Origin of the sequence: Dorea sp. AGR2135, from assembly GCF_000420885.1 — a bacterium.
GTDB lineage: Bacteria > Bacillota > Clostridia > Lachnospirales > Lachnospiraceae > Dorea > Dorea formicigenerans.
The window spans coordinates 124,017-148,401 of record NZ_ATVU01000004.1; the positions used below are offsets into that span (position 1 = coordinate 124,017).

A 24,385-nucleotide genomic window follows, 5' to 3' on the forward strand; every position below is an offset into this window, starting at 1 on the left:
GATGTAGATAATCAATGATTGACTACGTCCCCAATTCAATTTTACGCAGGGCAGAACTTATTAAAATTTCAAGTACATCGTACTATATGGTGGAATTTCTAATTTTCCGTCCATATGAATTTCTGTATCACTGATCAGGTCATGGACCGTTCCATTCAATTCCTGATGCCATGCGGTATAGGGTGAGTCAGATGCATTGACAGTGACCAGTATACGTTCTTTTTCTGAGCAACGCTCGAATATGAGTTGATGATTCTGGATCACTACATTTCGATAAGAGCCATTGCAGAGTGCATCACTGTTTTGACGGATCTGGATTAATTTTTTAATGAATTTTGTGAGTTCATTTGGTTTTGGTGCATCAAAACATGGGCGAAGTGCATAATCATTGTCTGGTGCTTTCTCGCCTTTTTCGCCCCATTCACTTCCATAATAAAGGCATGGTATGCCTGGCATACCAAGAAGCAGACCGTATGCCAGCGGAATATGTGCCGGGTTAGTCAGGATGCTGGCGAGTCTTGTGACATCGTGGTTGTCAGCAAAAGTCATAAGATGCTTTCCGCAGTAAATGCACCAATCCTCTGGTCCAAACTGGCGGTTCAGGGAATGTGCGATTTCAAAAAGATTCATGCAATTGAAGCTGGAATAAAGTCCTTTATAACATTCGTAATTCGTGCAACTGTGAAGCATTTCATCATTGACAATCTGGTTATAATCTCCGAAAAGAACTTCTCCAATCAAGGCAAAATCGGGCTTTAATTCCTGAGTGAACTGTCGCAGACGTTTCATAAATTCGCGGTCCAGGCAGTATGCAACATCAAGCCTGAGTCCATCGATGTCAAAAGTATCAATCCAGAAGCGGACACAGTCCAAAAGATAATCGACCACTGCCGGATTTTGGAGATTTAATTTGACCAGTTCAAAATGTCCTTCCCATCCTTCATACCAGAATCCATCGTTATAACAACTGTTACCATCAAAACGAATGTGGAACCAATCCTTATATGGAGAGTCCCATTTCTTTTCCTGGACATCACGAAATGCCCAAAATCCACGGCCGACATGATTAAACACACCGTCCAGTACAATCTTGATATCGTGATCATGCAAATCCTTGCAGACATCTGAAAAATCTTCGTTTGTGCCAAGCCGGCAGTCGATTTTTCGAAAATCTCTTGTGTCATATCCATGATTGTCGGAATCAAAGATTGGATTTAATAAAATGGAATCTACACCGAGGTCTTTTAGATAATCGGACCATTCCATGATCTTGCGGATGCGGGGAACCGTTACACCATCATTGTGCACTGGAGCACCACAGAACCCAATCGGATAAATTTGATAAAATACACTGTTATAAGTCCACATAATTATGACCTTCTTTCTTTATGTAATATTATTTTTTTTATAGTAATTTGGAACCAGATAAATAGAATCAAGCCCTTTAAAATAGAAGTGATGGAAATGCTCCACCAGATTCCGCTAAGTGCCAGTGACGTTGCAGTCAGTGCAAGTGCCATCGGAATTCGAAGCAGATTCAAAGTAATTCCGGTAATGGAAGGTGGCAGTGTCCTGCCATAACCACAAAATGCACCGGAGGTTGTAATCTCCAGGCTGGTAAATAATTGAGAAAAACCAAGGATCATCAAGTAGCTGATTCCCATCGGGATAACATCAGGTTCTGTGATGAAAATCTTAAAAATCGGAGTCGGAAAGCATACCAAAAGTATGGTGCAGAAAAGACCCCACGGAAGTACGATTTTCAGAGCGGATCGATATCCGGCATGGATCCTGTCTTCTTTTCCGGCACCGTGATTCTGAGCAATAAAGGAATTGACGGCAGAGGCAAAACCATCTGAAGTCATCCAGGAAATCGATTCAATCTGCGCGCCGACTTTTTGTACGGCAACTGCAGCATCACCATATCCGGCAACCAGTCTTGCTATGGTCATGGAAATGCCAGTAAATACAAGACTCTGCAGACAGGAAGGAAGTCCGAGCCGAAAAATTTCTGAAGCTTTCTTAGAATCTGGAGCTTGCAGTAAATGAATATGGTGAAACAGAATCTGGTCTTGGCTTGCAAAAAATAAAAAAAGCAGTGTAACAACCATTTGTGCAATGATCGTCGCAATGGCTGCTCCCGTAACTTTTAATGCAGGAAATGGACCGATCCCGAAAATCAGAAGCGGATCCAGAATGATGTTGATAACAAGTCCTACGCTGGTAGAAAGAAAGGCGGGATGACTATTTCCGATAGCAGTAAACAGTCCGGTAAATATCTGATTTAAGAATGAAAATATTACAAGCCCACATGTAATCATCAGGTAGCTGACAGCATCATTTATAACCGATGTGCTTGTCAAATGAAAGAAAGCAATCAAAGGTTTGGAAAAAATCGTACATACCATTCCATACAAAACGCCAAGAAGAAGCGTCATCTGAAATGTAGTGGCGGCATAACGCCCCGCAGAGTCTGTGCGCCCGGCACCAACTGCATGACCAACGTGAACCTGACCTCCCATTCTTGTTAAAGTAACAAGTCCGTTAGAAAGCCACATATACATGCCGGCAGCGCCGACAGAAGCGACAGCGGAACTTCCCAGGCGTCCGATCCAGATCATGTCGATCATATTATAAGCCATCTGGATCAGCGAAGTTGCCATGATAGGAAGAGCAAGTTTTGTAAGTGAAGATAAAATAGGACCATTTATCAGGTCAATTTTCTTTTGCATATCAATAATTCCCCCAAGAAAAAATAGCAATGATATTGCCGCAAAAAAACAATCATAAGTTATGATATTGAGTCAAAACCTCCCAACTATGATACCATGAATGCGAAAAGAAAGATATAGAAGTAATAGAAAGAAATATCAGAAAATAAAGAAAAAGATAGAATCAGAGACTGAAAACATGAGAAAAGAGGTGTAAAAAAGTTCGGAAAAAGTTCGGAAAAAGTATTGAAAATGGTTGACACACACGGGTCAGTATAATATAATATGACAGTATGGCAAAAGAAGAAACAGCATGAGGCCAAAGCCCCGGAATCATGTTGATTTCGATAGAGAAGCAAAAAAATAAACGTTAAAGAATTACAGGAGGGAATTCCATGAAGACTTATATGGCTAATCCAGATAAGATTGAAAGAAAATGGTATGTAGTTGACGCTACAGGATATACATTAGGACGCCTTGCATCAGAAGTTGCTAAGGTTTTAAGAGGTAAGAACAAACCTCAGTTCACACCACACGTTGACACAGGTGATTATGTAATCGTTGTTAACGCTGAGAAGATTAACGTAACAGGTAAGAAGATGAACCAGAAGATTTATTACAATCACTCTGAGTATGTAGGAGGAATGAAAGAGACTACATTAGCAGAGATGATGGCTAAGAAACCAGAGAAGGTTATCGAACTCGCAGTTAAAGGAATGCTTCCAAAAGGACCTTTAGGAAGATCTATGATTAAGAAGCTTCATGTATATGCTGGACCGGATCATGAGCAGCAGGCTCAGAAGCCAGTTGAGCTTACATTTTAAGGAAAGGTTGAAAGGAGGACATTACAGTGGCTAAAGCAAAATTCTACGGAACAGGAAGAAGAAAAAAATCAGTTGCAAGAGTTTACCTTGTACCAGGAACAGGTAATATTACAATCAATAAAAGAGATATCGATGAGTATCTCGGACTTGAGACATTAAAAGTTGTTGTTCGTCAGCCATTAGTTGCTACAGAGACAGCAGACAAATTTGATGTAATCGTTAACGTAAAAGGTGGCGGATACACAGGACAGGCTGGAGCAATCCGTCATGGTATCGCCAGAGCACTTCTTGAGGCAGATTCTGAGTACAGACCAGTTCTCAAGAAAGCTGGATACCTTACACGTGACCCACGTATGAAAGAGCGTAAGAAATACGGTCTCAAAGCAGCTCGTCGCGCACCACAGTTCAGCAAGCGATAATTCAATCGAATATCAGAAAAGAACAACAAACCCCGAAAACACTGTGTTTTCGGGGTTTTCCTTATTTTCCGGAACTACATGAAACAGCACAAAAAAGCCTCAAATTTCTCCGGTAACTTACAAGTAACTGACAGGTAACTAACACCGGAAAAGTGGTCTTGTGCAAGACTTTCGGAATCTTGTGCAAGACAATTTCTGATAAAGAAAAAAGGATGATTCAATCGCCCTTTTTGCTGCAATATTCAATGATACATGACCGGACATCTTTCTTTGTGCGACAGTGGCAGAAATGACCGTCCTTGAAAATGATGTCATATCCGTCGTGCATGTTTCCGGTGATACCGGAAATCATTTCCCTGTTTTTCTCTGCAATCTGCATCGTGTCGAACATGCCACACTGGTCTTTTCTGACGAGGTCTTGAATATAGGCATTGACAGACATTCCTTTGTCGGATGCAAGTTGCTTGATGACCTCTTTCATTCTTTTCGGTACTGCGAGAGGAATCCGGTCATAATGTTCTTTGTAGAATTTATTTTTGTATTCAGTTCTATTCATGGCACACCTCACTATATACGATTGATTGCGTCAATCAGTTCCTCAATTTCAAAATGAGTATATACGACCTCTGTGACGCTCTGTCCTTTATGACCAACAATTTTCTTGATGACCTTGTCGGATACTCCGGCGACGGTCAGCATCGAAATACATGTGTGACGTGTGTCGTGCGGTCGGTGTTCCATACCGAGAGGAGCAACCAACGGTGTCCAGTAACTATCATAATAATTCCGGTATTTGAAATGTTTGCCGTCCGGAGTAGAGAGCAGATATTCGCAATCGTTGAGGTTGTACCAGTATTCAAAAAATGGATATATCTTTTCGGCAATCGGAGCGGTGCGGATGCCTGCCTCCGTCTTTGATTCCACGATTTTGAAATATCTCTCCTCAAGGTTCACGTTTTCCTTTTTCAAATCCAACATCTCACCGATTCGGCATCCGGAATATATCAGCATGAGGATGACGGTATAATACACATTCGTGTCTTTGACATCCCACAATCTTTTCACCTCTGCCTTTGAGAAAGGCTCTCGGTTGTATGCGTTCGGATTGCCTGCGTTTTTGATGTTCAGATACTCAACGAGATTCCGTTCTTTCGGAATGATTTCGTGAATCACTGCGTATTTATACATCAGACCGAGCAGGATTTTGAGTTTCCGGAGTGTTGGATAATTCTTGCCGGATTCATCGACAATCATTTGCAGGTGGTCAAGTTTCACATCCACGAACCGCATCCGTGCAATTTTATCGCAGAGGAGATATGCTGCTTTATATCCTTTCACGTTGGAATCACTGACGGTCGGAAAGTGTTCTGAACTCCATCTCTCATATACATCCTCGAAAGTGACCTTTGCAGCGTTCACGTCATACGGATTTGCGTTGAACTCTGCGAGGGCAGTCAATGCCTCTTTGCGTGTCGGGTAGTATCCGACTGTTATATATAACTGTTTGGTCTTGCCTGTTTCGGGGTCGATTTCCCATCCTTTTGTCTTTTTGGCAACATAAGGATTCCGGCGATTTCCGGACAACTTATAGACCGACCCGAATCCGTTCGGAAGTTTCATAAAATCACCATCCTAAAAAAGAGTATAAAAAATAAAACCAGTGCAAAAAGCACGGTTTTATGGTAGAATGATGATTGCAGGATTCATTCATCGAGTGCTTTTTGCAGGGCATGAGATAGATGTTTCTCGGAGCGATTACCGTTGCAGCGGTGGTCGCTCTTTTTTTGTCCAAATTTCACATCGTTTACACTTTCCTCATGGAGAGGAGGTGAGGACGATGAAGATTTTGACATGGGAGGCGAGAACCGAAAAGGGTCTCACCTTGATGGAGTTGGCAAAGAAATCCGGTCTCGGAAAATCTACGCTCAACAACATCGAAAACGGAAAGGTGTCTCCGACATTATTTCAACTCGAAATGATTGCCATTGCACTGGATGTTAAAATCACCGACCTGTTTGAATCCGAATACAAATAATTATATCACAGTACATACGCCAAAAGGCGAACGGTGCAAATATTTCCATGATTATGGAAATGCACTGCAAAATTTCCACAATCGTGGAAATCGGTGGTATAATTCAGTTTGTCACTCCCTCGCAGGAGTGGATTGAACAGGAAAGGGGTGGTTGCTATCAAGTACAGAGAGTACATCATCGAGATAGTCGGAAAGATACGCAGCGAAAAGACCCTCAAAAGGATATACAAATTCGTTTCGTATCTCTACACCCACGAGACTGGCGGTTGATAAGACCGTCAGTATTTTTCTTTTTTCACTTCTATGAATTTATCAATGATTCGTTCGAGGGCGAGCAGTTCATCCTCGTCCAGTCGAGCGAATGTCTTGAACAGGTTTTTATGGAACTCATTCTCGCCGAGCATGATGCGGTCAATGGTTTCCATGATGTCGTCGTCGGAATCGACAAACATTTCACCCTCACCTTTTGTGAACCACTCATAATCACAGCCGAACTCACGACAGATTGATTTGACCATCTGCTCTGTGATGTTACGGTCGCCTTTTTCTAATTTAGAAATACCTCCTCCGGTGATGCCGAGACGATTTCCAAACTCCTCTTGACTGATTTTCAAGGTCTTTCTTAATAATTTGAGACGCTCATTCATTCGATTCACCTCCTCACTTGCCTATAAAATATCATGAAAATTGGACAGAGTCAAGAAAATTTCAAAAAAGTATTGACAAACTGGACAGAGTACAGTAATATCAAGACAGAGTACAGAATAAACTCGACCCAGAACAGAGAAAACAGGAGGTGAGAAAAATGATTTGTGTTCCGGCAGAAATTGAAATTGATGACAAGAGCATCCTCGCACAGATGGAGCGTGTAACAGATGCACAGTACAAACTCGAAAATGAAATGGACAAGTTACGCAAGATGATTCTTTCGACAAAAGCGAAAGAAAAAAGGGATTCCGAAGAATCCCCACAGAACTAAAGTTCATTAAGAAGTTCATGATTATATTTTTTAAGAACTTTAGCGAGTACAGATGAATTGATTTTGATTAGTTTCCGGATGGCATCCTCTGTTTTGATGAATTTTCCATCAAGACCTTTTGCAATATCAGAAATGTCTTGATAGATTTCATCGTCGTGATAAGCCTCGGAAAGAGCAGTTTCAAAATCGAACTCAAAATCAATGTTCGCCATGCTGTTTCACCTCCTGTCAGTTGGAAATGTATGCACGTTCATTATACGGCAGGAGAGACAGCAGGGCAAGCAGAACAGGAGGGAAACAGAATGGAGAAAAAGAAAAAGGTTTTGAAAGTTATAAACGGATACATGAGCAAGTATGACATTTCAGAGGTGACAATCATTGACGACGCAGGTGAAAGTGTTATTTTTTCCGGCAAGGTTGAAAATTTCCTCCATCCATGCGAGACGATGGCGAATGACACATACAGAATCAAGATGACCGAAGTCAAGAAAGTTTTGAATTTTAACAACGATAAACTGTTCATTTTCATATAAGCCGAAACGGAGGAATCAACCTCCGTCAGCGTCCGGATGGCGACCGACGCTCTGACGATGGCAAGCCGAAAGACATCATCGGGATACCGTGTGAAACATGGCAGCGGTCTCACCTGCTAGAAAGTGAGTGGATGGATGACAGGTTTTCAGTGATTTTTTAAGGCGAAAAGTCACAGCACGGTACACATACGCCGGAACAGAGGTGAGGTCATGAACAGACCGAGAGAACCACCAAAGGAGGGAACAGCATGGAAGTCGGGAGAATATTGACAGCAGAGGCAGCAGCAATCCTCAATGTGTCACCGCAGTTCGTCCGGATTGCGATGCAGCAGGGAAAACTCCCAATCGGCACGGCGATTCAGATGTCGTCAATTTGGACATATCACATTTCAGAGAAGTTGCTCGCAGATTATTCCGGAAAGAACATAGAGAAAGAACTTGAGAGGATTCGAGGAGGAAAACAGTCATGACAAAAAGAGAAAAATATATGTTGTATGCAGAGATATGTGAAAGAGCAGAGGCAGCAGGTATCACACAAAGCGACCGGATGGGTGCGATGATGGATGTGGAAAGTGCAGATAAAAAATTCAACTTGAGACTTGAGGACTGGTTGAAAGCGGATGATTTCAACTTTGCACATGATTTTTGTGGAATACAGAACAATATTATCCGGTCGGAATTTCCGGCAACAGAGTTCGGATTGTTTGTTCCGAGATTTGCAGGGTAAGTCGAAACGGATGCAGGTCATCCGTCTGCGTGAGATTGACCGCCACGCACTGACGAGACAGGTCATGAGAGGAGGAAACCACATGTCAGAAGAAAAGAAAGCAATCATTGAAAGAATGGCAAGAAAGTTCACGGAAATCCAGTCCAGTGATGCGAAAGGTTATGCGGTGATGTGCATGACTGCCTATGAAAGCGGAAAAGAAAGCGGAATCATGGAGGAGCGTCAGAGATGGGAACAGAGACAGGATGCAGTTGCGACAGCGTAATGGCAGCAGGTAAAGACAACGCCCTGTCAGCAATGGCAGGGCAGCAGGGAACAAGAGGCGTGAGCCTTTGAAAATAGAATATGCAGGGCATGAAAATCGGGAGGCGTGGTTGCAGCCATACCTCCCAAAAAAGAGCAAAGAAAAAGGGAATCGGTTGCAGCCAATTCCCAAGTATCAAAGACGTATCAGTCAGTGATTAAACCTATAAATATTATATCAAACACTGGCTCATACGTCAACAAAAAACGAGGGAAAGTCCGCAGAAATCAAGGGTTTTTCATGGTTTTTTCGACCTTGTAATAGATAGTAACAAGTCAACGAAAAACTATCCGGATAAATGTGGACAGGCATGAAAGGACGTATGTGGTAGGTGGATAAAAGCAAGAAGAAAAAGAGGGGGATGACGTTCATCCCTTATGACTACGAGGCAGCATTCAACAAGAGCATCAATGACCTGCACGAGTATTTCGTGGAACAGATGCTCAAGAACAGATTCAAGTGTGTGTATGCCTTGAAAGAGATTCGTGCAGGTGAGCAGTTCGAGGTGGAAATATATCCGGAGTTCAAAAAGATGGATGATGTTCCGGTGGAGGGCAGAATCAAAAGAGATAACTCCAAAGCACAAAAGAACCTCAATGACAAGAATGCTCGCAAATATGTGGAACGCCTGCTCAATGAGAATTTCGGTGATTCTGACATTTGGGTCACATTGACATACGGAGCAGGGAAAGAACCGCAGGACATGAATGAGGCGGTCAAGAACATGCAGAACTACATCCGGAGGGTGAACTATCAGAGGAAAAAGAGGGAACTGCCTCCGGCAAAATACATATACATCACGGAATGGTCTCCGGATGCAGAAATCCGATGGCATCATCATCTCGTGATGGATGGACTGCTCGACATGGACACGGTTGAATCCACATGGAAAAAGGGTCGCAGGAATGAAACGAGGCGACTGGACAAGGATGAATATGGTCTCACAGGATTGTCGAACTACATCACCAAAGAAAAGGACAGAAAGAAAGGGGAAAAGAGATGGAACTCCTCGCAGAATCTCAAACAGCCTCGCATCCGGAAAGTCCATTCAAAGAGACCACTGGCATCCTCCGGAACGTACAAGCCTATCGGGAAGTATGTGGACGGATTTGTCAGAGATGCAGAGACAATCAGAGAACAGATGCTCAAATGGTATCCGGAATATGATTTCACGGATTCCGGTGTTTATTATAACGATTTCAATGGGATGTTCTACATCCGAGCGAGAATGAGGAAACGGAGGAACAAAGATGACACGAAAGCAGGCAAGACGACACAACCAAATCGGCATGAGGATTCTCATGACACTGGCGGTCGTCTTAATGGTTCACATGGTAGTGACAACGGCAAGAAGACAGCAATGTTTAGGGGGAGGAAGTGGTGTAGCAAAACCGTTGAGCCTACGAACAGAAACTGGATATGAGACTAAATGGCGGGCAAGATTGCGAAACAAATCGAAGCCCAAAAGGTAAACGTAACGCCAAGAGAGTAAATCCAGAGGTTGTGCGGTGAAAGACTTGTGTCTTACCTTGGGAGGCCTAGGTAGCGTACAACTTGTACGTGCGATAAAAAGTTCATACCTAGGAGTCAGCTGAGACCATAGTATCCCGAAGCACCAATGGGAAAAGGGTCTAATGTCAATATATTGCAAATCGCTGTAAGCAAGGTTAGAATAATCCGAAATCAAAGATATGCTTAACAAGTGGAAACGTATGTCTACGGAAGCAAAAGGTAGAGGGGATAGTATCTGTGATAAAAGCCGCTGATGAAACAGAACCTCGGGAGGTTGCAAGAAACATGCATCTGGCGCTACCTGTGATATTTCGTATTCTCTATGGCTGTGGACTTCGTGTGTCTGAAGTTGTTGGTCTTCGCTATAAGGATGTAAATCTCGAAGATGGGATTCTTACAATCCGTGAAGCCAAAACTGACCGTGACCGATATATCCAATTATCAGACTCTGTGAAAGAGGCTTGTATCGGAAGTTGGGAAAGGCTCAACCTTTTCTGTTTTCCTGCTCCGAAAGTAGCGCCGACACGCCTCAAAAATTGAAATGTCACAGACTTGTGACATTTGGGGTCGAATTTAGCGGAAATTTTTTGTGGCTCGTGACATTTCTGTGAGGTTTGGTCGTTACAATGGGTTTATCAAAAAGAAAGGATGGTGTTCTTTATGAGAATTTTGCAAACGACTGAACTGAAAAAATATTATGGCACAGAGCCGGACATTACCAGAGCCTTGGATGGTGTGACCCTCTCCATAGAAACTCTCCAAACTTTCATAACAGGGATAGATACTCCATTTGCGGAGGGAGGAACGGCGTTTCTTCGCCGCACCTTCCTCCGCTATTTCTTTTTGTCTGTATCCTTGTCTTTTGCCTGTCCGCACCGGATAATATGAGTAGAATAAGAAGCGTAGTAAAGGAGTGAAAACAGATGCTGACCTTTGAAAAGGTGCTGGAGATTTTTACGGATTACCTGACCGCAGACGAGACCATAGAAGTTTATATCAGCCGCCATGGATGTGTAAGAGTTGAATTTGACCAAGATTTTCACTATTGCTCTGGCGAGGTGTGCCATACTCCCAAGGAACTGTTCGACCTCTTAGCCGATGATTACCGGACTTATCTGGAGATTGAACTGACCAAAGGAAAACGGGAAGTGACGGAAGATGATGAGAGAGAAGCGGATGCCCTGTGCAAACGGCATCTGGAGCGTTGGAAGGAGGAACAGGAATGAAGATTTTGAAATGTCTGCTGATGATCGTAACTGCACCGGTCATTTTGGTGTTGACGCTTTTTGTCTGGCTTTGTACGGGGCTGATCTACATATCCGGTCTGGTGCTTGGTCTGCTCAGCACGATAATTGCTCTGCTTGGCGTGGCTGTGATTATTACCTATTCCCCGCAAAATGGTGTGATTTTGCTGGTTATAGCTTTTTTGATTAGCCCGATGGGATTGCCGCTTGCGGCGATCTGGCTGTTGGGTAAGGTGCAGGATTTGAAATATGCAATTCAGGACAGGGTGTATGGGTGAAGGTATCTTACTCACAATCTTGGTCACTGACTAAGATGGTGTGGTTATAGTACGATAAATATTTTGTGAAAAATGGTTGAGAAAGAATTTATTCATAAATTTTGCAGAAAAACTGCAAAAACAAGCTATAAATATTGACCAAAGCATTTTTAACTGTTATAATAGTGGCTGAAAATACGAATACTGAGAATGGAGGTATTCAATTATGTTGATTCAGTTTACAGTTGAAAATCACAGGTCAATAAAGAACAGTGCCGTAATCAGTTTTGCGGCCTCTAAGGATAAGTCATTTGAAGAATATCTGCTTCATCCAGATGAAAAGAAGGCATTGTTGCCCGTACTTGCGATTTACGGTGCCAATGCAGCCGGAAAAAGTAACGTATTACACGCAATGATGACAATGAAAGAAATGGTTGTAGGAAATGCAGCAAAAGTTTCTAAGGGACAAAAGTTGCCGTGGGAGCCGTTTGGCGGAACAAAGGAACCGACGTCTTTTGAGATGGTATTTATTTTTCAGGGAGTTCGTTACACATACGGTTTTTCTTTTGATGCAAAGAAGATTTATAAAGAGTATCTTTACCATTGGCCAAATGGTCGTGAAGCCTTAATCTTTTCAAGAGAAAACGGAGTATATGAGTTCCGGGAAAATGTAAATGAGCAGGTAACTCTGAGCAATCGAACACCAGACAATAAGCTCTATCTGGTATCTTCTAATGACTGGAATCTGCCTCAGACGGAAAATGCTTATCGGTGGTTCCTGGAAAAGTTGACATTCTTGATGGATGAAGAACCAGCTACCTCAGAAACTGTTGCCCAGATTGCCAGTGGTGATGATAAGAAAGCTCGAATCTTAAAGGAATTGCTGCTTGCCGATCTTGGAATTACCGATGTTACAATCAAGAACACTTCCGGTAAAATTCCGGTTATTACGACAACACATCGAATTATTAACGAGGATGGTACAACAGAATACTTCCAGCTTTTAATGGAGCAGGAATCTGTCGGTACACAACACTTTTTTGCCCGCATTGGAGGATGGTTGCAGGCACTTGAAAACGGCGCACTTTTAGTTGTTGATGAAATTGAGGATAGTCTGCATCCTCTTTTAACCAGAAGGCTGATTGAAATGGTGCAGGATAAGGCTGTCAATACAAAGGGAGCGCAGCTGATTTTTACAACACACGATGCAATGCTACTTGACTTGAATTTCTTCCGTAGAGATCAGATTTGGTTTGCTGAAAAGAATGATGAGACTTGTGCAACAGAGCTTTACTCGTTGGCATCTTTCTCTCCAAGAAAAGGAGAAAATGTGCGTAAGGGTTATCTTCAGGGACGGTTTGGTGCAATCCCTTTTATCGGAGGTGACGCCTGATGAGCAAGATGCGAAAAGAGTATGACCCGAACAAAGTTAAGCGGCGTAAGCGTAAACCGATTGTTTATATCATCTGCGAAGGAAAAGAAACAGAGACACTTTATTTCAAACATTTTCGTTCACGAAACTGCCTGGTGGATATTATCCCAATTCCATCAAAACATAAAGCGGCGGAACATTTGGTGAAACACGCAAAATCTCTGATCTCTCAAGCAGATTATTATCCGAAAGACGGAGATCAGCTTTGGTGTGTATTTGACTGTGATGATAATAAAGACTCTGAGCTTCAAGCTGCAATTTCCTATTCGGAGAAGCATGGGTACAAAATCGCATATTCCAATCCGGCATTTGAATATTGGTATCTGCTCCATTTTGAAAAACGGAATGGATATTTGAAAGATTCCGCTACGGTAATTGACATCTTGAAAAACAAAGGATATTTGGAAAATTACGGAAAAAGTGTGGACGTTTTTGAAAAATTGCAGGAACATCAGCCAGAAGCTATTCAGTACGCAAAAGAACGAGTGGAGAGATTAACCAGAGATCAGGTTGATGTGATCTGCCGAGATAGTAATCCGGTAACGACAGTCTATGAGCTGGTTGAATTTTTGAATAGTAAAAGAACATAAAAGCACCATTACAAAGGTGTGCATAATGACAGAAAGCTGTCACTTCGACGATAAAAATTCGTTGGGTGGCAGCTTTTGTGTTTGGAGAGGAGGAAGCATTATGGCAACTACAAGAATCATGCCGCTTCATGTCGGCAAAGGCCGCACAGAGAGTCGGGCGATCAGTGACATCATCGACTATGTGGCCAATCCAAAGAAAACAGATAACGGCAGGCTCATTACCGGCTATGCGTGTGACAGCCGGACTGCGGATGCGGAGTTCCTTCTGGCAAAGCGGCAGTACATTGCCGCTACCGGACGAGTGCGTGGTACAGATGATGTGATTGCCTATCATGTGCGCCAGTCCTTCCGCCCTGGTGAGATTACCCCGGAAGAAGCAAACTGGCTGGGCGTAGAATTTGCAAAGCGTTTTACTAAAGGCAATCATGCCTTTGTGGTCTGCACTCACATAGACAAGTCGCACATTCATAATCACATTATCTGGTCATCGGTCAGCTTAGAATATGACCGGAAATTCCGAAACTTTTGGGGCAGCACCAAGGCGGTTCGCCGGCTAAGTGACACCATCTGTATTGAGAATGAAGTGTCCATTGTAGAGAATCCGAAACCTCACGGAAAGAGCTATAACAAATGGTTGGGCGATTAGGCAAAGTCCTCTCACCGAGAGCTGCTTCGTGTGGCGATTGACAACGCATTATCACAAAGTCCTGCTGACTTTGAAGAACTGCTGAAGCTGTTGCAGGAGTATGGTTGCGAAGTCTCAAAGCGCGGAAAATCGTATCGACTGAAGCTCTCTGGTTGGGAGAAAGCCGCCCGCATGGACAGTCTGGGCGAAGGATATGGATTGGAAGATTTGCGGGCAGTTCTCTTAGGGAAGAAAGCACATACCCCGCGAAAGAAAACAGTCACACAGGCAGAGCCGCCGAAGGTCAATCTGCTGGTGGACATTCAGGCAAAATTGCAGGCTGGAAAAGGTGTTGGCTATGCTCGATGGGCTAAAGTTTTTAATCTGAAACAAATGGCGCAGACCATGAATTACCTGTCAGAGAACAATCTGCTGGAGTATGCAGTTTTGGAAGAAAAGGCTGCGGCTGCCACGGCACATCACAATGATCTTTCGGCGCAGATCAAAGCGGCTGAAAAGCGCATGGCAGAGATCGCTGTTCTGCGTACTCACATCGTAAATTATGCCAAGACCCGTGAGATCTATGTGGCATACCGCAAGGCGGGTTACTCTAAGAAATTCCGGGAGGAACATGAGGAAGAAATTCTGCTCCACCAGGCTGCTAAGAATGCCTTTGATGAGATGGGCGTCAAGAAGCTGCCAAAGGTCAAAGAGTTGCAGACAGAGTACGCGAAATTGCTGGAAGAAAAGAAAAAGACCTATGCCGAGTACCGGCGTTCCCGTAAGGAAATGCGGGAGCTTTTAACGGCAAAGGCAAATGTAGATCGAGTGCTGAAAATGGAGGTAGAACAGGATGTTGAAAAAGAAAAAGACCACGGCCAGCGGTAAGCTGGTCCTGGTCAAAAGCGTTCGCAGGCACTGGACATCCGGGGGATGTCCGTTTAGTGCCGACCGGAGTGGAACGGAGACCGCGCAGCCACAGAATGGGGTTCTGAACAGTTACAATCGTTATACATTATCGTTATACATTATATAGAGATAAATGGTTTATATTGTGTTACAAAGTGTTGTAAAGGCTGGAATTACAGACTTTTTTAAAATTGACTTACATATAAAGTGTTATATTTATTTATCCTGATTTGACCGAAATTTGACCCTAGATTCTTTGTTTGGATTTGTTTGAAAATATTTTGATAAAAATGAAATAGAATGCAATATTTTAAATAAACATAAAAATATAGATAAAATAGGAAATAAGATATATAATTAAAGTAAATATATAATCTAAGGAAGAATGATATTTATGAGAAAAATTTTTAAACGATTGATTTTGTTAATCATACTTTTGTTTGCAATAGTATTAATTGTGCTTGGTGTAAAAGGAAATGTTTTTAAGGAGAATCGTCAAAATATGGAGTTGCGTTCTAGTGGAGATGATAATGCTCATTGGTTTCATTTGAGTGGGGTTGTTGTAGAGAAAACTTTTGATACACTTTTAATAGAACTAAATGAGAAGGAAGAAAGTAGTCTATTTTTTGATACGACAAAAGTTAGTTTAGATTGTACTAAGTGTAAAGGTGATCTAGAACAAGTATCAGAAGGAAATGTTATTAAATTTTATTTTTTTAAGTATAATATTGATGGTGAAACGGTAAAAATTGAAAGAATAGTAAAATAAAAGTATAAGTAAGAGTTTGAGAAGGGGCTTCTTTTAATAAAGCATAGACAACGTGCTGATGCAGACCGGATTTGAAAAAGTATTGAATTTCCGGGCATACCTGACAACATAGGTTGTCAGTTGGATTTTCAACCGGGTACGTTGCTTTATGGTTTTCTGCCGGAAACGTCCCAAAGCCTTCAGATCCATCATATCGAGATCAAAGAAACTGACGAATCTCAGGTTGTCTTGCATCATAAGAGTTTTAGCAATCACATAAGTGTCGACCTTATCTGTCTTAGTTTTGCGAATGTTATTTTTACGCATCTGACAGGTTTTGATGGGGTTCAACACACACACTTGGTAAAACTCAGCAACAAGGTATCGAACAAGGTTGTCACCGTAGTGTGCCGTTGACTCAAGACCGATGATGATGCTGTTCTTGTCGAATGATTCGAGCTTAGAGACCAGCAGTTGGAAGCCATCAGCGTCGTTAGTGAATTTGAACGGCTCAAGAATTATTTCACCGTCGGAAGAAATCGCAGCGGCGAAATGGTTGAGTTTGGCAATATCAATGCCTACATAAATTTTCATGGGGTTGTACCTCCCTTTCCTAAAGTCTGATACCATGATGTCCACCATCGATTATCATCGTATCGCAGTTATCTGAAACGGTGAAAGGAATGGGATTCTCAAATACACAGGAAGCATTTGAAAATGTGAATGAATAAAGGAAATGGCATTAACCGTATAAAGTTAGTGCCTTTTATTTTGTCTATTATTATATTTCCACAAAATCCGATGCAGAGGATTTTTGAAAAATAGATGGAACGGAGATCATGCCGAAGGGACAGCGGCAGGAGTTACTTTTCGCCATATGGCACTGGGTACTATCTGTAATGGCGACAGAGCCCTTAAGCAGCTTCGCTGCAATCCCTTCGGGGAAACAACTTGAAAGAAAACCTTGCAAGGCCTCTTGTTTATCTTATGGGTTACTTCTGTCGGGTTGCATTTTCCGATAGACCGCTTCTTTCGTGGCTTCTCGGAAAAAGCTATCCTGTCTGCTATATGCCAGATGTTCATTCTGGATATAAGCGCCTGATTCGCAATCATATTCGTAAGGGATTACCTGTGTTGTTCCCTGTTTTTCATCAATTCCATAGATAATTACTTTGGAATCTCTCAATGCCAGTCCGAGTGTCAGAAAGCCGGAAGTGAAATAATTGTTGTTGTGTGGAGCGGTTATGCTTTTCAGTGCATGAAAGAAGTCTGCTGCTTCCTCAGTCTGTCCATTCTCAAAAGCTGGAATGATATGTAGTATGTGATTACGCTGATCGCTTCGGTAACAGTAATCACTAGATGGTTAATCTTAAGAAAGAAGAAAATGGAATAAAGAAGATGACGAGCACTCCTGTGGATTTACCACAGGAGTTTTTCAGAATCAATAGAGACATAAGGCAGGCACTAACTATAAAAGTTGGTGCTTCTTTTTTGATTTTCTAAAAAATAATCTGACATTCTTCAAGTTCCCACGTGTGATTAGTAGAAAAATGATTTTTTCTGCGAAAATACCGTCCAAATGCCCTCTGAAACTTGCTATTAGTGAGGGAATATTTCATTTTTGCGAAAAAAACTTGCAAAAAGGGGTTGGTAAATATACTTTCAAAAGCTTTATAGGTAGAGGAACAAAACTTTTTCATAATTTTTCAAAATCATGTCCGCTTTTAGCTCTCCAAATACAGAGTAAGTGAAGGGACTAACAAAAGTAAAAGAAAAAATGATAAAAATGCAAAAAAATATCACGAATTTTTTGCATTCTGCTAAGTCATTTGACTTTAGTAATCAGAGGACGTTTTGGAATGTTCCTTCGTCGGAACCGTGACAACCGATAAGTGCACCCTGGAAGCCTACCAGGAGTTCTGCCATGACCTTTCTTTTTCTGAGAGCAAGCGGAATCATAATGACACTCCCGATGATGGGCGGCTGACCAAAGCCTTATGGTCAGTGACCTGCTATGCAGGCAGAGGCAGTCCGAGACGACTGCGGGTGACAGGGAAACGCACGCAAGACCGCCGGAATAACGGAACTGAAAACAATGTTTACAGGGCGAGATGCCTGGAAAGGAGCAGTTTATGACAGAACTGAAAATGAAAGAAATGCAGCTGATTAACTGGTTTGGATGCCCGAATCTGATTTATACGAGGGAGAGAATCCATCTGGCCGCCATGCTTGTAACGGATGCAGAGATGAAAAAGAATCTTTATAGAGTATGCAGATTCCTTGCAAGAGAGGAAATTGCATATCGGTATCCGATTATGTATGAAATGATCCGGAGAATGTTTTCACCGGATGATACCACTCCACCGGAAGCATGTGCAATGTTTATGCCAGACTGTGAAGTAGATGATGAAGAATATACAATGGCAGCATAGCTGCGGAAAGGACAATGATATGGCAGTAGCAAGATATACACTGGCAGTGAACAGAAGATATAAACGTGACGGTGAACAGGAAGCAGATTTTATTTCCTGTGTCACATTTGGAAAAAGTGCAGAGTTTGCACAGAGATATCTCCACAAGGGAATGAGAATTGTGATTGGCGGTCGTATCTGTACCGGCAGTTATAAGGACAAGGACGGAAAGATGATTTATACCACAGATGTGATTGTGGAAGAACATGAATTTGCTCAGAACAAGGATAACGGTGCCGGTGCAGATTCGTCAGGAACACAGATAAGGATGGATTCATGGAAGCACCAGATGGTGAGATTCCATTTGATTAATCAGGATTAAATGGATTGAGAGGTTGCCTTTTGCTTAGGCATCCTCTTTTCCATTTTACAGAAGATATCAAAAACTAAAGATATTCAACCTAACGAAATCGTGATATAATCAAAATATGTTTAAACGAAAAGATGGAGGTAGCTTATGGGCGTAAGTTATAACAGGTTATGGAAAATGCTCATAGATAAAAATATGAAGCGGATAGAGATGCAGTACCTTACCGGGATCAGCGGAAACATTCTTGCAAGGATGGGAAAAAATCAGTATGTATCAATGGAAACGATTGAGAAGATTTGCAAGAAGCTGGACTGCACCGTTGATGAGATGATGGAATTTACAGATGATGAGTAACAAGAGAAGACATGTCAAATTATTAAAACTGGCAGAATGCTTCAGAAGTCGAAAAAAGAAATTGAAAAAAGATAACACGCCGGATACGGCATAAATCTCTTAGCAAAGCTAAGAGCGCACTTCTATACAGGCAATTTCATCTGCCTGTATCGTGCGACCTGCGGTGCTGCTCCCGGTTTTGAGAAATCTCAATCCGGAAAATACAGCGAAATCAGAGATTTCGTACAAGGGGAGTTTCCCCTTGCGGCACAAGTGCCTATCCCCGATAAAGTTTGTGGCTGAATATTTCAGATACAGACATATAAAGTGATAGAAAGCATGAAATATAAATTTGAAGGGTGACAATATATGAAGTATTTATATTTGCATGGACTAGGGCAAAAACCAGACAGTTGGAATAGAGTAATAAAAGAAACGAAAGTATCGAAAAGCAGTCGCAGTTTGAGTTTATCAGAGATGTTAGAAGGGAAAGCTGCTACATATAAGGAATTATATTCAGCATTCTCATCAGAATGCGACAAGGAGAATGAAGAAATTGTCTTATGTGGGCTTTCTCTGGGAGCTGTTTTGACACTTAATTATGCGATAGACCACCCGGATAAAGTAAAGGCACTCGTATTAATTGCAGCACAATATAAAATGCCAAAAAAATTATTAAAAGTTCAGAATATGTTGTTTCATCTTATGCCGAATTCGGCATTCAATAAAATGGGCTTCAAAAAAGCAGATGTTATTAACCTATGTGGTACGATGGCTGAATTAGATTTCAGCGACTCACTTCATAAGGTGTCTTGTCCGGTATTAATCGCTTGTGGAGAGAAGGACAATGCAAACAAAAAAACTGCAAAAGAACTTTGCCATTATTTGAACAATTCCAACTTCCATGAACTTATGAAAACAGGTCATGAAGCAAACATAGAAGCTCCGGAAGAGTTGGCAATCGTGTTGCAAAGATTTTATGATAGTATCAATTAACTTCCCGTTTATCGGGAAGTCGCAGAGAACGAAAAAACGGTATTTGGAGGTATTCACTATGAAAAAGATTATAACCGTAATGCTTTGCATTGTGCTGGTTCTTCTCTTTGCCGGATGCGGAAAGAACGGCGATACATCAAAAGTGGAAATTGATTATGGAGCATCTTTCGTTTATTCAAAAGAAGAAATAGACTCTGCCATTGAGATTATAAAAAAGCAGTTCGCTTCGTTTGAGGGCTGTGAATTGCATAGCCTTTCTTATATGCCGGATGAAGAATGCAACAATGCAGATAACATTGAATGGATGAACAATTTAAGAACGGATGATAATAAAGAAGCCTTTACGCAATGTATTGCATTTGAAAGCAGTTTCCGTTCGCCGGAAAAAGGTGGCGGTGCATGGGAAGCTAACGAAGAATACACTTGGTCATGGTGGCTTGCACGGAGTGAAGGCGGAGAATGGAATCTGATGACTTGGGGTTATTGATAAGAGTAGAAAATTCCAGTATTACTGACCAAGAAATTAGGAGGATTCATTATGAGTGAGAAAACAGAGATTACTTTCATGCAAACAAGACTAATCCGGCTTGCTTCAGAAGAGTGGCATTTACCTGTTGAACAGATTATCCACTTGTTTAAAGAAGCGGATGTTCTTGGATATATAGAAAAATGCTATGGGATTTTTCATTGTGAGGGGGATGAAGCTGTGCTTGAAGACATTACAGAATTTGCAAATAATTCAGACCGTATTTTCAAACAGGGAGATCTAATAGAAGAACAGAAAAACAGTTAGAGAAGCTTACTCTTTCTTATATAAGAAACACTCTATAGCAATACCCAATTTTGTATCAAATACTGTATAGCCGATACCGATAGTTTGCCTGTTTTTGTATTTCTAGTATTTAACCCTGAATCATTCACAGAACAGCAGTGAGTAATTCAGGGTTAAGTATCATAGTGTTGTATTTTTTTTGACTAAAATAGCTGGAACGATGGTTTCACAGGGAATATAGTTATCTAGTGACTGAATTGCTACTTGAGCCATGAGCGAAATATTCTGATCAATTGAAGTGATAGGATAAACAGCATAGTTTGATACAGGAGAATTATCATAACCAATTAGTTTAACCATATTTGGAACATCAAAATCCTGTTTGATACACTCACGTTCAAAGAGGTTGGCTATATCGTCATTAGAACAAAAAACCCCTATTTTTTTGTTTGGATATTTGGTTAGTAAGTTTTGAACTACTTTTTGCATTGTACTTTCTGCTTTTGAAGTATAGGGATCAGTAAAATTATTTTCTACAATACGTTCATAACAGCGATCTTTTATTCCGAATTCAAACCCTAATATACGTTTGAAAGAAGGCCAATTTTCCTGATAGTCATTATTGATATGGATAAAAACATCGCAGTCATTTTGGATTAAAAGCTCTGCGGCTAGTTTTCCGCCAGTAAAATTATCATTGTTAATCTGTTTATAATTTCCACCTGTACGTTCGATAGTAATAACAGGTACAGGAAGCTCTTCTATTTCTTGAGGAGACAAGAGGTGACTTAATAGAATCAGCCCTTTGACCCTATAGGACAAAAGATTTTGGATAAGTTGTAATTCTTCCGATTTGGAGTTGTTGGAAGTGTAGACGATTAAATGGTATCCTTTTTCTTTTGCATATTTGATCAACTGATTTAGTAGTTCTGTGTAAAAGCTTAAATGTAAATGTGGAAAGATAACTCCTACGAGATTCGATTCTCCAGTTACAAGAATTCTGGCAAGATGATCTTGCTTATAGTTCAGTTTTTGGATTGCATCTTCTATTTTAGTTTGTGTTTCTTGTGATAAAAGTTCAGGATGATTAAAATATCGCGAAACCGTAGTTGGAGATACTTTGCTTTGTTTTGCAATATCTGTGATCTTAACTTTATCCATATACTCACCTCGTGATTATAATATATATCTTAGTATGAAAATTGCATAGCATAAGATAGAAATCTTATGAAAATAAATATAACACGATTTTCAGAAAAAGGAAAGATAAAATGAAAAAAAATTTCATAAAACTAAAAAATAGAAGGATATATAGAGAGATATTGTGAAAAACATCTAAAAACAAAACTTTTGATTTGTGAAAAATATGGAAACTGATGAAACAATAATGAAAACGATTGACATATAAATTTTCACATTATAGAATATCAATAAACAAAACGAATGGAGGTATAAAGATGAAAAGAAAAATTATTGCAAGTATTCTTGTAATGTCGATGGTTGGATCAATGTTGGTTGGATGTGGAGCAAACGGTGGGAAAAAACAAGCATCCAATAAAAACAGTATCACAGTGCTTGTAGAAAGTGGTTCTCCGGCTGAAGCACTTGCGAAAGAAACGGCAGCAGAATTTAAAGAGGAAACTGGCTGTGAGGTGGTTGTAGATGCAGTTGCTTATACGGGAATGTATGATAAACTTTCAACTGAAATAAAGGCAAAACAAGCAACTCATGATGTGGCGTGTATGGATGTAGTGTGGCTGGCAGCTTTTGCAGGCGCAATTGAACCATTAAAAGATGCTGACACAAGTGATTTTCTTCCGACACTAGAAGAGAGTGGTACGATTGATGGAAATCTTCTTGGATACCCTATGTGGGTAAATTCTAAAATTCTCATTTACAGAAAAGATCTTATTCCAGAAAACAAGGTACCAAAAACTTGGGAAGAGTATCAGAAGCTTTCCCAGGAACTTTCAACAGATGAGATGTACGGGACTACAGTTTTTGGAAGCGGAACCGATGCGGTATGCTCCTTCCTTGACTTTGCATGTCAGGCAGGCGCAGACGGGCTTGTGTTTGACAAAGAAGGTAATGTAAATATAACAGATCAGGCTTATGTGGATGCATTAAACTTTATGGTTGAAAATGCAAATGCAGATTATACACCGTCAGACTCCTTATCTACAGCAGCGACAGAGTCTCAGGAACTTTTTACTAATGGAAAAATCGCCATGCAGTTAAACTGGAGTCATCAATATCCGGCGGCTGTTGCGGCATTAGGCGCAGATAAAGTTGGATGTGCACCGATGATTGCAGGAAGTGCAGGAATTGGTGCAACAACAGGTCCTTGGTATGAATGCGTTATGAAGGATTCTAAAAATAAGGAAATGGCACAAAAATATGTAGAATTCATGTATGAACATAATGAAGACTACATGGATCTTACATTAAAAATTGCGGGAAGGACTTCTGTATACGAAGAAAAAGGAAAGGAAGCAGGAAATGAACATACAACCGCGGTTCTGGAAACGTTGAATTCAAAGCAGTCTCAGGCAAGACCTATGGTAAAGACATGGCCACAGATCGAAGAAGTGCTGGTAGGTGTTGTAGAATCTACTTTGGGAGGAGCTGATATCAATGAAACACTGGAGTCAGCAAAGGCTGAAATAGAGGCAATTGGAAAGTAGTAAACATAGATTACGTAATTGTAGAAAGGGATTCTTGAGGAGTCAATCTTGTCAAGAATACCTTTCTAGTTAAAAGGTGGTAAAAATGAGATTGATTTCAAAAAAAACCTTATTATTATTCTTCCTTCCGGGTGCGGTATTTATGGGTGCATTCCTGATATATCCTATATTCAAGATGGTCATAGACAGTTTTTTTGAGATTGGCATTACGGGAGATAAAACATTTATCGGTTTAGAAAACTATATTCATGCATTTACAGCCGGCGGCTTTTTGAAACAATTAAAAAATACTCTCATCTATATCATTGTTGCCGTAGGAATCGAAACAGTGATGGGACTATTATTTGCACTGTTTTTTGAATTGGATTATAAAGGTAGTAAAGTGATCCGCTCATTTCTTATGGCGCCTCTTATGATAGCGCCACTGGTAGCTGGTCTTACATGGAAATTGATGATGAGTTCAAGCTTTGGAATTGTCAATGAACTGCTGGCACGAGTAGGAATCTTATCAAGTAGCAGTGATATTCTCTGGCTTGCGGATGAAAAATGGTCATTATTAGCTTGTTGTATTGCAGACATCTGGTTGACAACACCATTTATGATGTTGATGATCTTAGCGGGACTACAGGGGTTGGACAGTAGCATGCTGGAGGCAGCAAAAATAGATGGTGCAAACAAATTACAGCAGATATTTGCAATCAAATTACCAGTCATCAAACCAGTTTTATTGACGGCGTTGTCTGTAAGGATCATTGATGCGGCCAGAACATTTGACATTATCTGGGCAATGACAGAAGGTGGACCGAACAGTTCTTCAGAAACGATCAGTATTATTATATATAAGACATTGACAAGATATAACGACATTGGTTATGCAAGTGCGATGGCAGTTGTATTTATTGTAGTTTTAGTAGTATTCACGCTGGTATTTATGCAGAGCTTGTGGAATCCGAAGAAAAAGAATGGTTAG

The 24,385-nt window shown here is 41.0% G+C and carries 31 protein-coding genes, 1 other RNA gene and 3 pseudogenes; 26 read left to right on the forward strand and 9 right to left on the reverse strand.

Annotation, left to right across the window (positions count from 1 at the left end; all coding sequences use genetic code 11):
- Positions 1-60: 60 nt before the first annotated feature.
- On the reverse strand, positions 61-1,368 hold the full coding sequence (locus G593_RS0104230; RefSeq protein ID WP_029730890.1) for an alpha-amylase family glycosyl hydrolase: 1,308 nt from the start codon (positions 1,366-1,368) through the stop codon (positions 61-63).
- 2 nt (positions 1,369-1,370) lie between these two features.
- Positions 1,371-2,732, reverse strand: a complete 1,362-nt coding sequence (locus tag G593_RS0104235; RefSeq protein WP_029730891.1) for an MATE family efflux transporter — start codon at positions 2,730-2,732, stop codon at positions 1,371-1,373.
- Between the two features lie 374 nt (positions 2,733-3,106).
- Here G593_RS0104235 and rplM point away from each other — a divergent pair, with 374 nt between their 5' ends.
- The gene (rplM, locus tag G593_RS0104240; protein WP_022278613.1) at positions 3,107-3,535 is read left to right on the forward strand and encodes a 50S ribosomal protein L13; all 429 of its coding nucleotides are present in this window, start codon (positions 3,107-3,109) and stop codon (positions 3,533-3,535) included.
- 26 nt (positions 3,536-3,561) lie between these two features.
- Complete coding sequence (gene rpsI, locus G593_RS0104245; RefSeq protein ID WP_005335953.1) at positions 3,562-3,954, forward strand: 30S ribosomal protein S9; 393 nt, start codon at positions 3,562-3,564, stop codon at positions 3,952-3,954.
- Between the two features lie 217 nt (positions 3,955-4,171).
- Here the strand turns inward: rpsI and G593_RS0104250 are convergent, their stop codons facing one another.
- Together G593_RS0104250 and G593_RS0104255 are read right to left on the reverse strand one after the other, a co-directional pair.
- A complete protein-coding gene (locus G593_RS0104250) occupies positions 4,172-4,510 on the reverse strand; it encodes a hypothetical protein (RefSeq protein WP_029730892.1) in 339 nt (112 codons plus the stop codon).
- Positions 4,511-4,521: 11 nt separating this feature from the next.
- Entirely contained in the window at positions 4,522-5,574 is a 1,053-nt protein-coding gene (locus G593_RS0104255; RefSeq protein WP_029730893.1) for a tyrosine-type recombinase/integrase, read from the reverse strand.
- A gap of 217 nt (positions 5,575-5,791) precedes the next feature.
- On the opposite strand from G593_RS0104255, the gene G593_RS0104260 reads away from it, so the two are divergent.
- Positions 5,792-5,989: a helix-turn-helix domain-containing protein gene (locus G593_RS0104260; RefSeq protein ID WP_029730894.1), complete on the forward strand. Its 198-nt coding sequence runs from the start codon at positions 5,792-5,794 to the stop codon at positions 5,987-5,989.
- A gap of 278 nt (positions 5,990-6,267) precedes the next feature.
- On the opposite strand, the gene G593_RS0104265 is transcribed toward G593_RS0104260, so the two are convergent.
- Positions 6,268-6,636, reverse strand: coding sequence for a helix-turn-helix domain-containing protein (locus tag G593_RS0104265; protein WP_029730895.1), 369 nt, complete (start codon positions 6,634-6,636; stop codon positions 6,268-6,270).
- A gap of 158 nt (positions 6,637-6,794) precedes the next feature.
- Here G593_RS0104265 and G593_RS20045 point away from each other — a divergent pair, with 158 nt between their 5' ends.
- On the forward strand, positions 6,795-6,968 hold the full coding sequence (locus G593_RS20045; protein ID WP_155961774.1) for a hypothetical protein: 174 nt from the start codon (positions 6,795-6,797) through the stop codon (positions 6,966-6,968).
- Here G593_RS20045 and G593_RS0104275 read toward each other — a convergent pair.
- Complete coding sequence (locus G593_RS0104275) at positions 6,965-7,180, reverse strand: hypothetical protein (protein WP_029730896.1); 216 nt, start codon at positions 7,178-7,180, stop codon at positions 6,965-6,967. The genes G593_RS20045 and G593_RS0104275 overlap by 4 nt on opposite strands.
- A 90-nt stretch (positions 7,181-7,270) precedes the next feature.
- On the opposite strand from G593_RS0104275, the gene G593_RS0104280 reads away from it, so the two are divergent.
- The 14 genes and pseudogenes from G593_RS0104280 to G593_RS0104335 all read left to right on the forward strand — a co-directional run bounded on the left by G593_RS0104280 (position 7,271) and on the right by G593_RS0104335 (position 15,870).
- A complete protein-coding gene (locus tag G593_RS0104280; RefSeq protein ID WP_155961776.1) occupies positions 7,271-7,501 on the forward strand; it encodes a hypothetical protein in 231 nt (76 codons plus the stop codon).
- A 248-nt stretch (positions 7,502-7,749) separates the two neighbouring features.
- Positions 7,750-7,971: a hypothetical protein gene (locus G593_RS0104285; RefSeq protein ID WP_029730898.1), complete on the forward strand. Its 222-nt coding sequence runs from the start codon at positions 7,750-7,752 to the stop codon at positions 7,969-7,971.
- On the forward strand, positions 7,968-8,228 hold the full coding sequence (locus G593_RS0104290) for a DUF6874 family protein (protein ID WP_029730899.1): 261 nt from the start codon (positions 7,968-7,970) through the stop codon (positions 8,226-8,228). Before G593_RS0104285 ends, G593_RS0104290 begins: the two co-directional genes overlap by 4 nt.
- Positions 8,228-8,295, forward strand: an RNA gene (locus G593_RS21700) — hammerhead ribozyme type II. The genes G593_RS0104290 and G593_RS21700 overlap by 1 nt, the downstream gene beginning before the upstream one ends.
- 15 nt (positions 8,296-8,310) lie before the next feature.
- Positions 8,311-8,493, forward strand: coding sequence for a hypothetical protein (locus tag G593_RS21705; protein ID WP_029730901.1), 183 nt, complete (start codon positions 8,311-8,313; stop codon positions 8,491-8,493).
- A 370-nt stretch (positions 8,494-8,863) separates the two neighbouring features.
- Positions 8,864-9,955 (forward strand): rolling circle replication-associated protein, encoded by a 1,092-nt coding sequence (locus tag G593_RS0104300; protein WP_196801956.1) that lies wholly within the window; start codon positions 8,864-8,866, stop codon positions 9,953-9,955.
- Between the two features lie 326 nt (positions 9,956-10,281).
- On the forward strand, positions 10,282-10,584 hold the full coding sequence (locus G593_RS0104305) for a tyrosine-type recombinase/integrase (RefSeq protein ID WP_029730904.1): 303 nt from the start codon (positions 10,282-10,284) through the stop codon (positions 10,582-10,584).
- Positions 10,585-10,704: 120 nt separating this feature from the next.
- Positions 10,705-10,833: pseudogene (locus G593_RS20695) on the forward strand (ABC transporter ATP-binding protein); the annotation flags it as partial.
- Between the two features lie 134 nt (positions 10,834-10,967).
- Positions 10,968-11,270 carry a hypothetical protein gene (locus tag G593_RS0104310; RefSeq protein ID WP_005341163.1) on the forward strand — a complete coding sequence of 101 codons (303 nt, stop codon included), beginning with the start codon at positions 10,968-10,970 and terminating at the stop codon, positions 11,268-11,270.
- Positions 11,267-11,566, forward strand: a complete 300-nt coding sequence (locus G593_RS0104315; RefSeq protein ID WP_029730905.1) for a CD1845 family protein — start codon at positions 11,267-11,269, stop codon at positions 11,564-11,566. The genes G593_RS0104310 and G593_RS0104315 overlap by 4 nt, the downstream gene beginning before the upstream one ends.
- 205 nt (positions 11,567-11,771) lie before the next feature.
- Entirely contained in the window at positions 11,772-12,938 is a 1,167-nt protein-coding gene (locus G593_RS0104320; RefSeq protein WP_005341167.1) for an AAA family ATPase, read from the forward strand.
- Complete coding sequence (locus G593_RS0104325; RefSeq protein ID WP_029730906.1) at positions 12,938-13,567, forward strand: RloB family protein; 630 nt, start codon at positions 12,938-12,940, stop codon at positions 13,565-13,567. The genes G593_RS0104320 and G593_RS0104325 overlap by 1 nt, the downstream gene beginning before the upstream one ends.
- A gap of 100 nt (positions 13,568-13,667) precedes the next feature.
- Positions 13,668-15,080: pseudogene (locus G593_RS18350) on the forward strand (relaxase/mobilization nuclease domain-containing protein).
- A gap of 415 nt (positions 15,081-15,495) precedes the next feature.
- On the forward strand, positions 15,496-15,870 hold the full coding sequence (locus G593_RS0104335) for a hypothetical protein (protein ID WP_029730907.1): 375 nt from the start codon (positions 15,496-15,498) through the stop codon (positions 15,868-15,870).
- Between the two features lie 33 nt (positions 15,871-15,903).
- Here G593_RS0104335 and G593_RS18355 read toward each other — a convergent pair whose 3' ends face one another.
- Entirely contained in the window at positions 15,904-16,443 is a 540-nt protein-coding gene (locus G593_RS18355) for an IS110 family transposase (RefSeq protein ID WP_242827029.1), read from the reverse strand.
- Between the two features lie 391 nt (positions 16,444-16,834).
- Positions 16,835-17,035 carry a hypothetical protein gene (locus tag G593_RS20700; RefSeq protein WP_242827030.1) on the reverse strand — a complete coding sequence of 67 codons (201 nt, stop codon included), beginning with the start codon at positions 17,033-17,035 and terminating at the stop codon, positions 16,835-16,837.
- A 946-nt stretch (positions 17,036-17,981) separates the two neighbouring features.
- Here G593_RS20700 and G593_RS0104355 point away from each other — a divergent pair.
- The 6 genes and pseudogenes from G593_RS0104355 (at position 17,982) to G593_RS18365 (ending at position 20,752) form a co-directional block, all read left to right on the forward strand.
- A complete protein-coding gene (locus tag G593_RS0104355; RefSeq protein ID WP_242827031.1) occupies positions 17,982-18,281 on the forward strand; it encodes a hypothetical protein in 300 nt (99 codons plus the stop codon).
- Positions 18,253-18,632 (forward strand): annotated as a pseudogene (locus tag G593_RS18360) (single-stranded DNA-binding protein). Before G593_RS0104355 ends, G593_RS18360 begins: the two are co-directional and overlap by 29 nt.
- Before the next feature lie 145 nt (positions 18,633-18,777).
- Complete coding sequence (locus G593_RS0104365) at positions 18,778-18,984, forward strand: helix-turn-helix domain-containing protein (RefSeq protein WP_005341250.1); 207 nt, start codon at positions 18,778-18,780, stop codon at positions 18,982-18,984.
- 348 nt (positions 18,985-19,332) lie between these two features.
- Entirely contained in the window at positions 19,333-19,959 is a 627-nt protein-coding gene (locus G593_RS0104375; RefSeq protein WP_029730909.1) for an alpha/beta fold hydrolase, read from the forward strand.
- A 58-nt stretch (positions 19,960-20,017) separates the two neighbouring features.
- Positions 20,018-20,446 (forward strand): hypothetical protein, encoded by a 429-nt coding sequence (locus G593_RS0104380; protein ID WP_029730910.1) that lies wholly within the window; start codon positions 20,018-20,020, stop codon positions 20,444-20,446.
- 51 nt (positions 20,447-20,497) lie between these two features.
- Entirely contained in the window at positions 20,498-20,752 is a 255-nt protein-coding gene (locus tag G593_RS18365) for a DUF3791 domain-containing protein (protein ID WP_044994025.1), read from the forward strand.
- A gap of 159 nt (positions 20,753-20,911) precedes the next feature.
- On the opposite strand, the gene G593_RS0104390 is transcribed toward G593_RS18365, so the two are convergent.
- Positions 20,912-21,892 (reverse strand): LacI family DNA-binding transcriptional regulator, encoded by a 981-nt coding sequence (locus G593_RS0104390; protein WP_005341271.1) that lies wholly within the window; start codon positions 21,890-21,892, stop codon positions 20,912-20,914.
- Positions 21,893-22,188: 296 nt separating this feature from the next.
- Between G593_RS0104390 and G593_RS0104395 the strand changes: the two genes are divergently transcribed.
- On the forward strand, positions 22,189-23,415 hold the full coding sequence (locus tag G593_RS0104395; protein WP_029730912.1) for an ABC transporter substrate-binding protein: 1,227 nt from the start codon (positions 22,189-22,191) through the stop codon (positions 23,413-23,415).
- Positions 23,416-23,500: 85 nt separating this feature from the next.
- On the forward strand, positions 23,501-24,385 hold the full coding sequence (locus G593_RS0104400) for a carbohydrate ABC transporter permease (protein WP_029730913.1): 885 nt from the start codon (positions 23,501-23,503) through the stop codon (positions 24,383-24,385).

What these genes read in the sequence shown, in the direction of transcription:
- G593_RS0104230 (WP_029730890.1), bottom strand. Translation starts at nt 1,368, where the DNA reads ATGTGGACTTATAACAGTGTATTTTATCAAATTTATCCGATTGGGTTC.
- G593_RS0104235 (WP_029730891.1), bottom strand. Translation starts at nt 2,732, where the DNA reads ATGCAAAAGAAAATTGACCTGATAAATGGTCCTATTTTATCTTCACTT.
- rplM (WP_022278613.1), top strand. Translation starts at nt 3,107, where the DNA reads ATGAAGACTTATATGGCTAATCCAGATAAGATTGAAAGAAAATGGTAT.
- G593_RS0104250 (WP_029730892.1), bottom strand. Translation starts at nt 4,510, where the DNA reads ATGAATAGAACTGAATACAAAAATAAATTCTACAAAGAACATTATGAC.
- G593_RS0104255 (WP_029730893.1), bottom strand. Translation starts at nt 5,574, where the DNA reads ATGAAACTTCCGAACGGATTCGGGTCGGTCTATAAGTTGTCCGGAAAT.
- G593_RS0104260 (WP_029730894.1), top strand. Translation starts at nt 5,792, where the DNA reads ATGAAGATTTTGACATGGGAGGCGAGAACCGAAAAGGGTCTCACCTTG.
- G593_RS0104265 (WP_029730895.1), bottom strand. Translation starts at nt 6,636, where the DNA reads ATGAATGAGCGTCTCAAATTATTAAGAAAGACCTTGAAAATCAGTCAA.
- G593_RS20045 (WP_155961774.1), top strand. Translation starts at nt 6,795, where the DNA reads ATGATTTGTGTTCCGGCAGAAATTGAAATTGATGACAAGAGCATCCTC.
- G593_RS0104275 (WP_029730896.1), bottom strand. Translation starts at nt 7,180, where the DNA reads ATGGCGAACATTGATTTTGAGTTCGATTTTGAAACTGCTCTTTCCGAG.
- G593_RS0104280 (WP_155961776.1), top strand. Translation starts at nt 7,271, where the DNA reads ATGGAGAAAAAGAAAAAGGTTTTGAAAGTTATAAACGGATACATGAGC.
- G593_RS0104285 (WP_029730898.1), top strand. Translation starts at nt 7,750, where the DNA reads ATGGAAGTCGGGAGAATATTGACAGCAGAGGCAGCAGCAATCCTCAAT.
- G593_RS0104290 (WP_029730899.1), top strand. Translation starts at nt 7,968, where the DNA reads ATGACAAAAAGAGAAAAATATATGTTGTATGCAGAGATATGTGAAAGA.
- G593_RS21705 (WP_029730901.1), top strand. Translation starts at nt 8,311, where the DNA reads ATGTCAGAAGAAAAGAAAGCAATCATTGAAAGAATGGCAAGAAAGTTC.
- G593_RS0104310 (WP_005341163.1), top strand. Translation starts at nt 10,968, where the DNA reads ATGCTGACCTTTGAAAAGGTGCTGGAGATTTTTACGGATTACCTGACC.
- G593_RS0104315 (WP_029730905.1), top strand. Translation starts at nt 11,267, where the DNA reads ATGAAGATTTTGAAATGTCTGCTGATGATCGTAACTGCACCGGTCATT.
- G593_RS0104320 (WP_005341167.1), top strand. Translation starts at nt 11,772, where the DNA reads ATGTTGATTCAGTTTACAGTTGAAAATCACAGGTCAATAAAGAACAGT.
- G593_RS0104325 (WP_029730906.1), top strand. Translation starts at nt 12,938, where the DNA reads ATGAGCAAGATGCGAAAAGAGTATGACCCGAACAAAGTTAAGCGGCGT.
- G593_RS0104335 (WP_029730907.1), top strand. Translation starts at nt 15,496, where the DNA reads ATGAGAAAAATTTTTAAACGATTGATTTTGTTAATCATACTTTTGTTT.
- G593_RS18355 (WP_242827029.1), bottom strand. Translation starts at nt 16,443, where the DNA reads ATGAAAATTTATGTAGGCATTGATATTGCCAAACTCAACCATTTCGCC.
- G593_RS0104355 (WP_242827031.1), top strand. Translation starts at nt 17,982, where the DNA reads ATGACAGAACTGAAAATGAAAGAAATGCAGCTGATTAACTGGTTTGGA.
- G593_RS0104365 (WP_005341250.1), top strand. Translation starts at nt 18,778, where the DNA reads ATGGGCGTAAGTTATAACAGGTTATGGAAAATGCTCATAGATAAAAAT.
- G593_RS0104375 (WP_029730909.1), top strand. Translation starts at nt 19,333, where the DNA reads ATGAAGTATTTATATTTGCATGGACTAGGGCAAAAACCAGACAGTTGG.
- G593_RS0104380 (WP_029730910.1), top strand. Translation starts at nt 20,018, where the DNA reads ATGAAAAAGATTATAACCGTAATGCTTTGCATTGTGCTGGTTCTTCTC.
- G593_RS18365 (WP_044994025.1), top strand. Translation starts at nt 20,498, where the DNA reads ATGAGTGAGAAAACAGAGATTACTTTCATGCAAACAAGACTAATCCGG.
- G593_RS0104390 (WP_005341271.1), bottom strand. Translation starts at nt 21,892, where the DNA reads ATGGATAAAGTTAAGATCACAGATATTGCAAAACAAAGCAAAGTATCT.
- G593_RS0104395 (WP_029730912.1), top strand. Translation starts at nt 22,189, where the DNA reads ATGAAAAGAAAAATTATTGCAAGTATTCTTGTAATGTCGATGGTTGGA.
- G593_RS0104400 (WP_029730913.1), top strand. Translation starts at nt 23,501, where the DNA reads ATGAGATTGATTTCAAAAAAAACCTTATTATTATTCTTCCTTCCGGGT.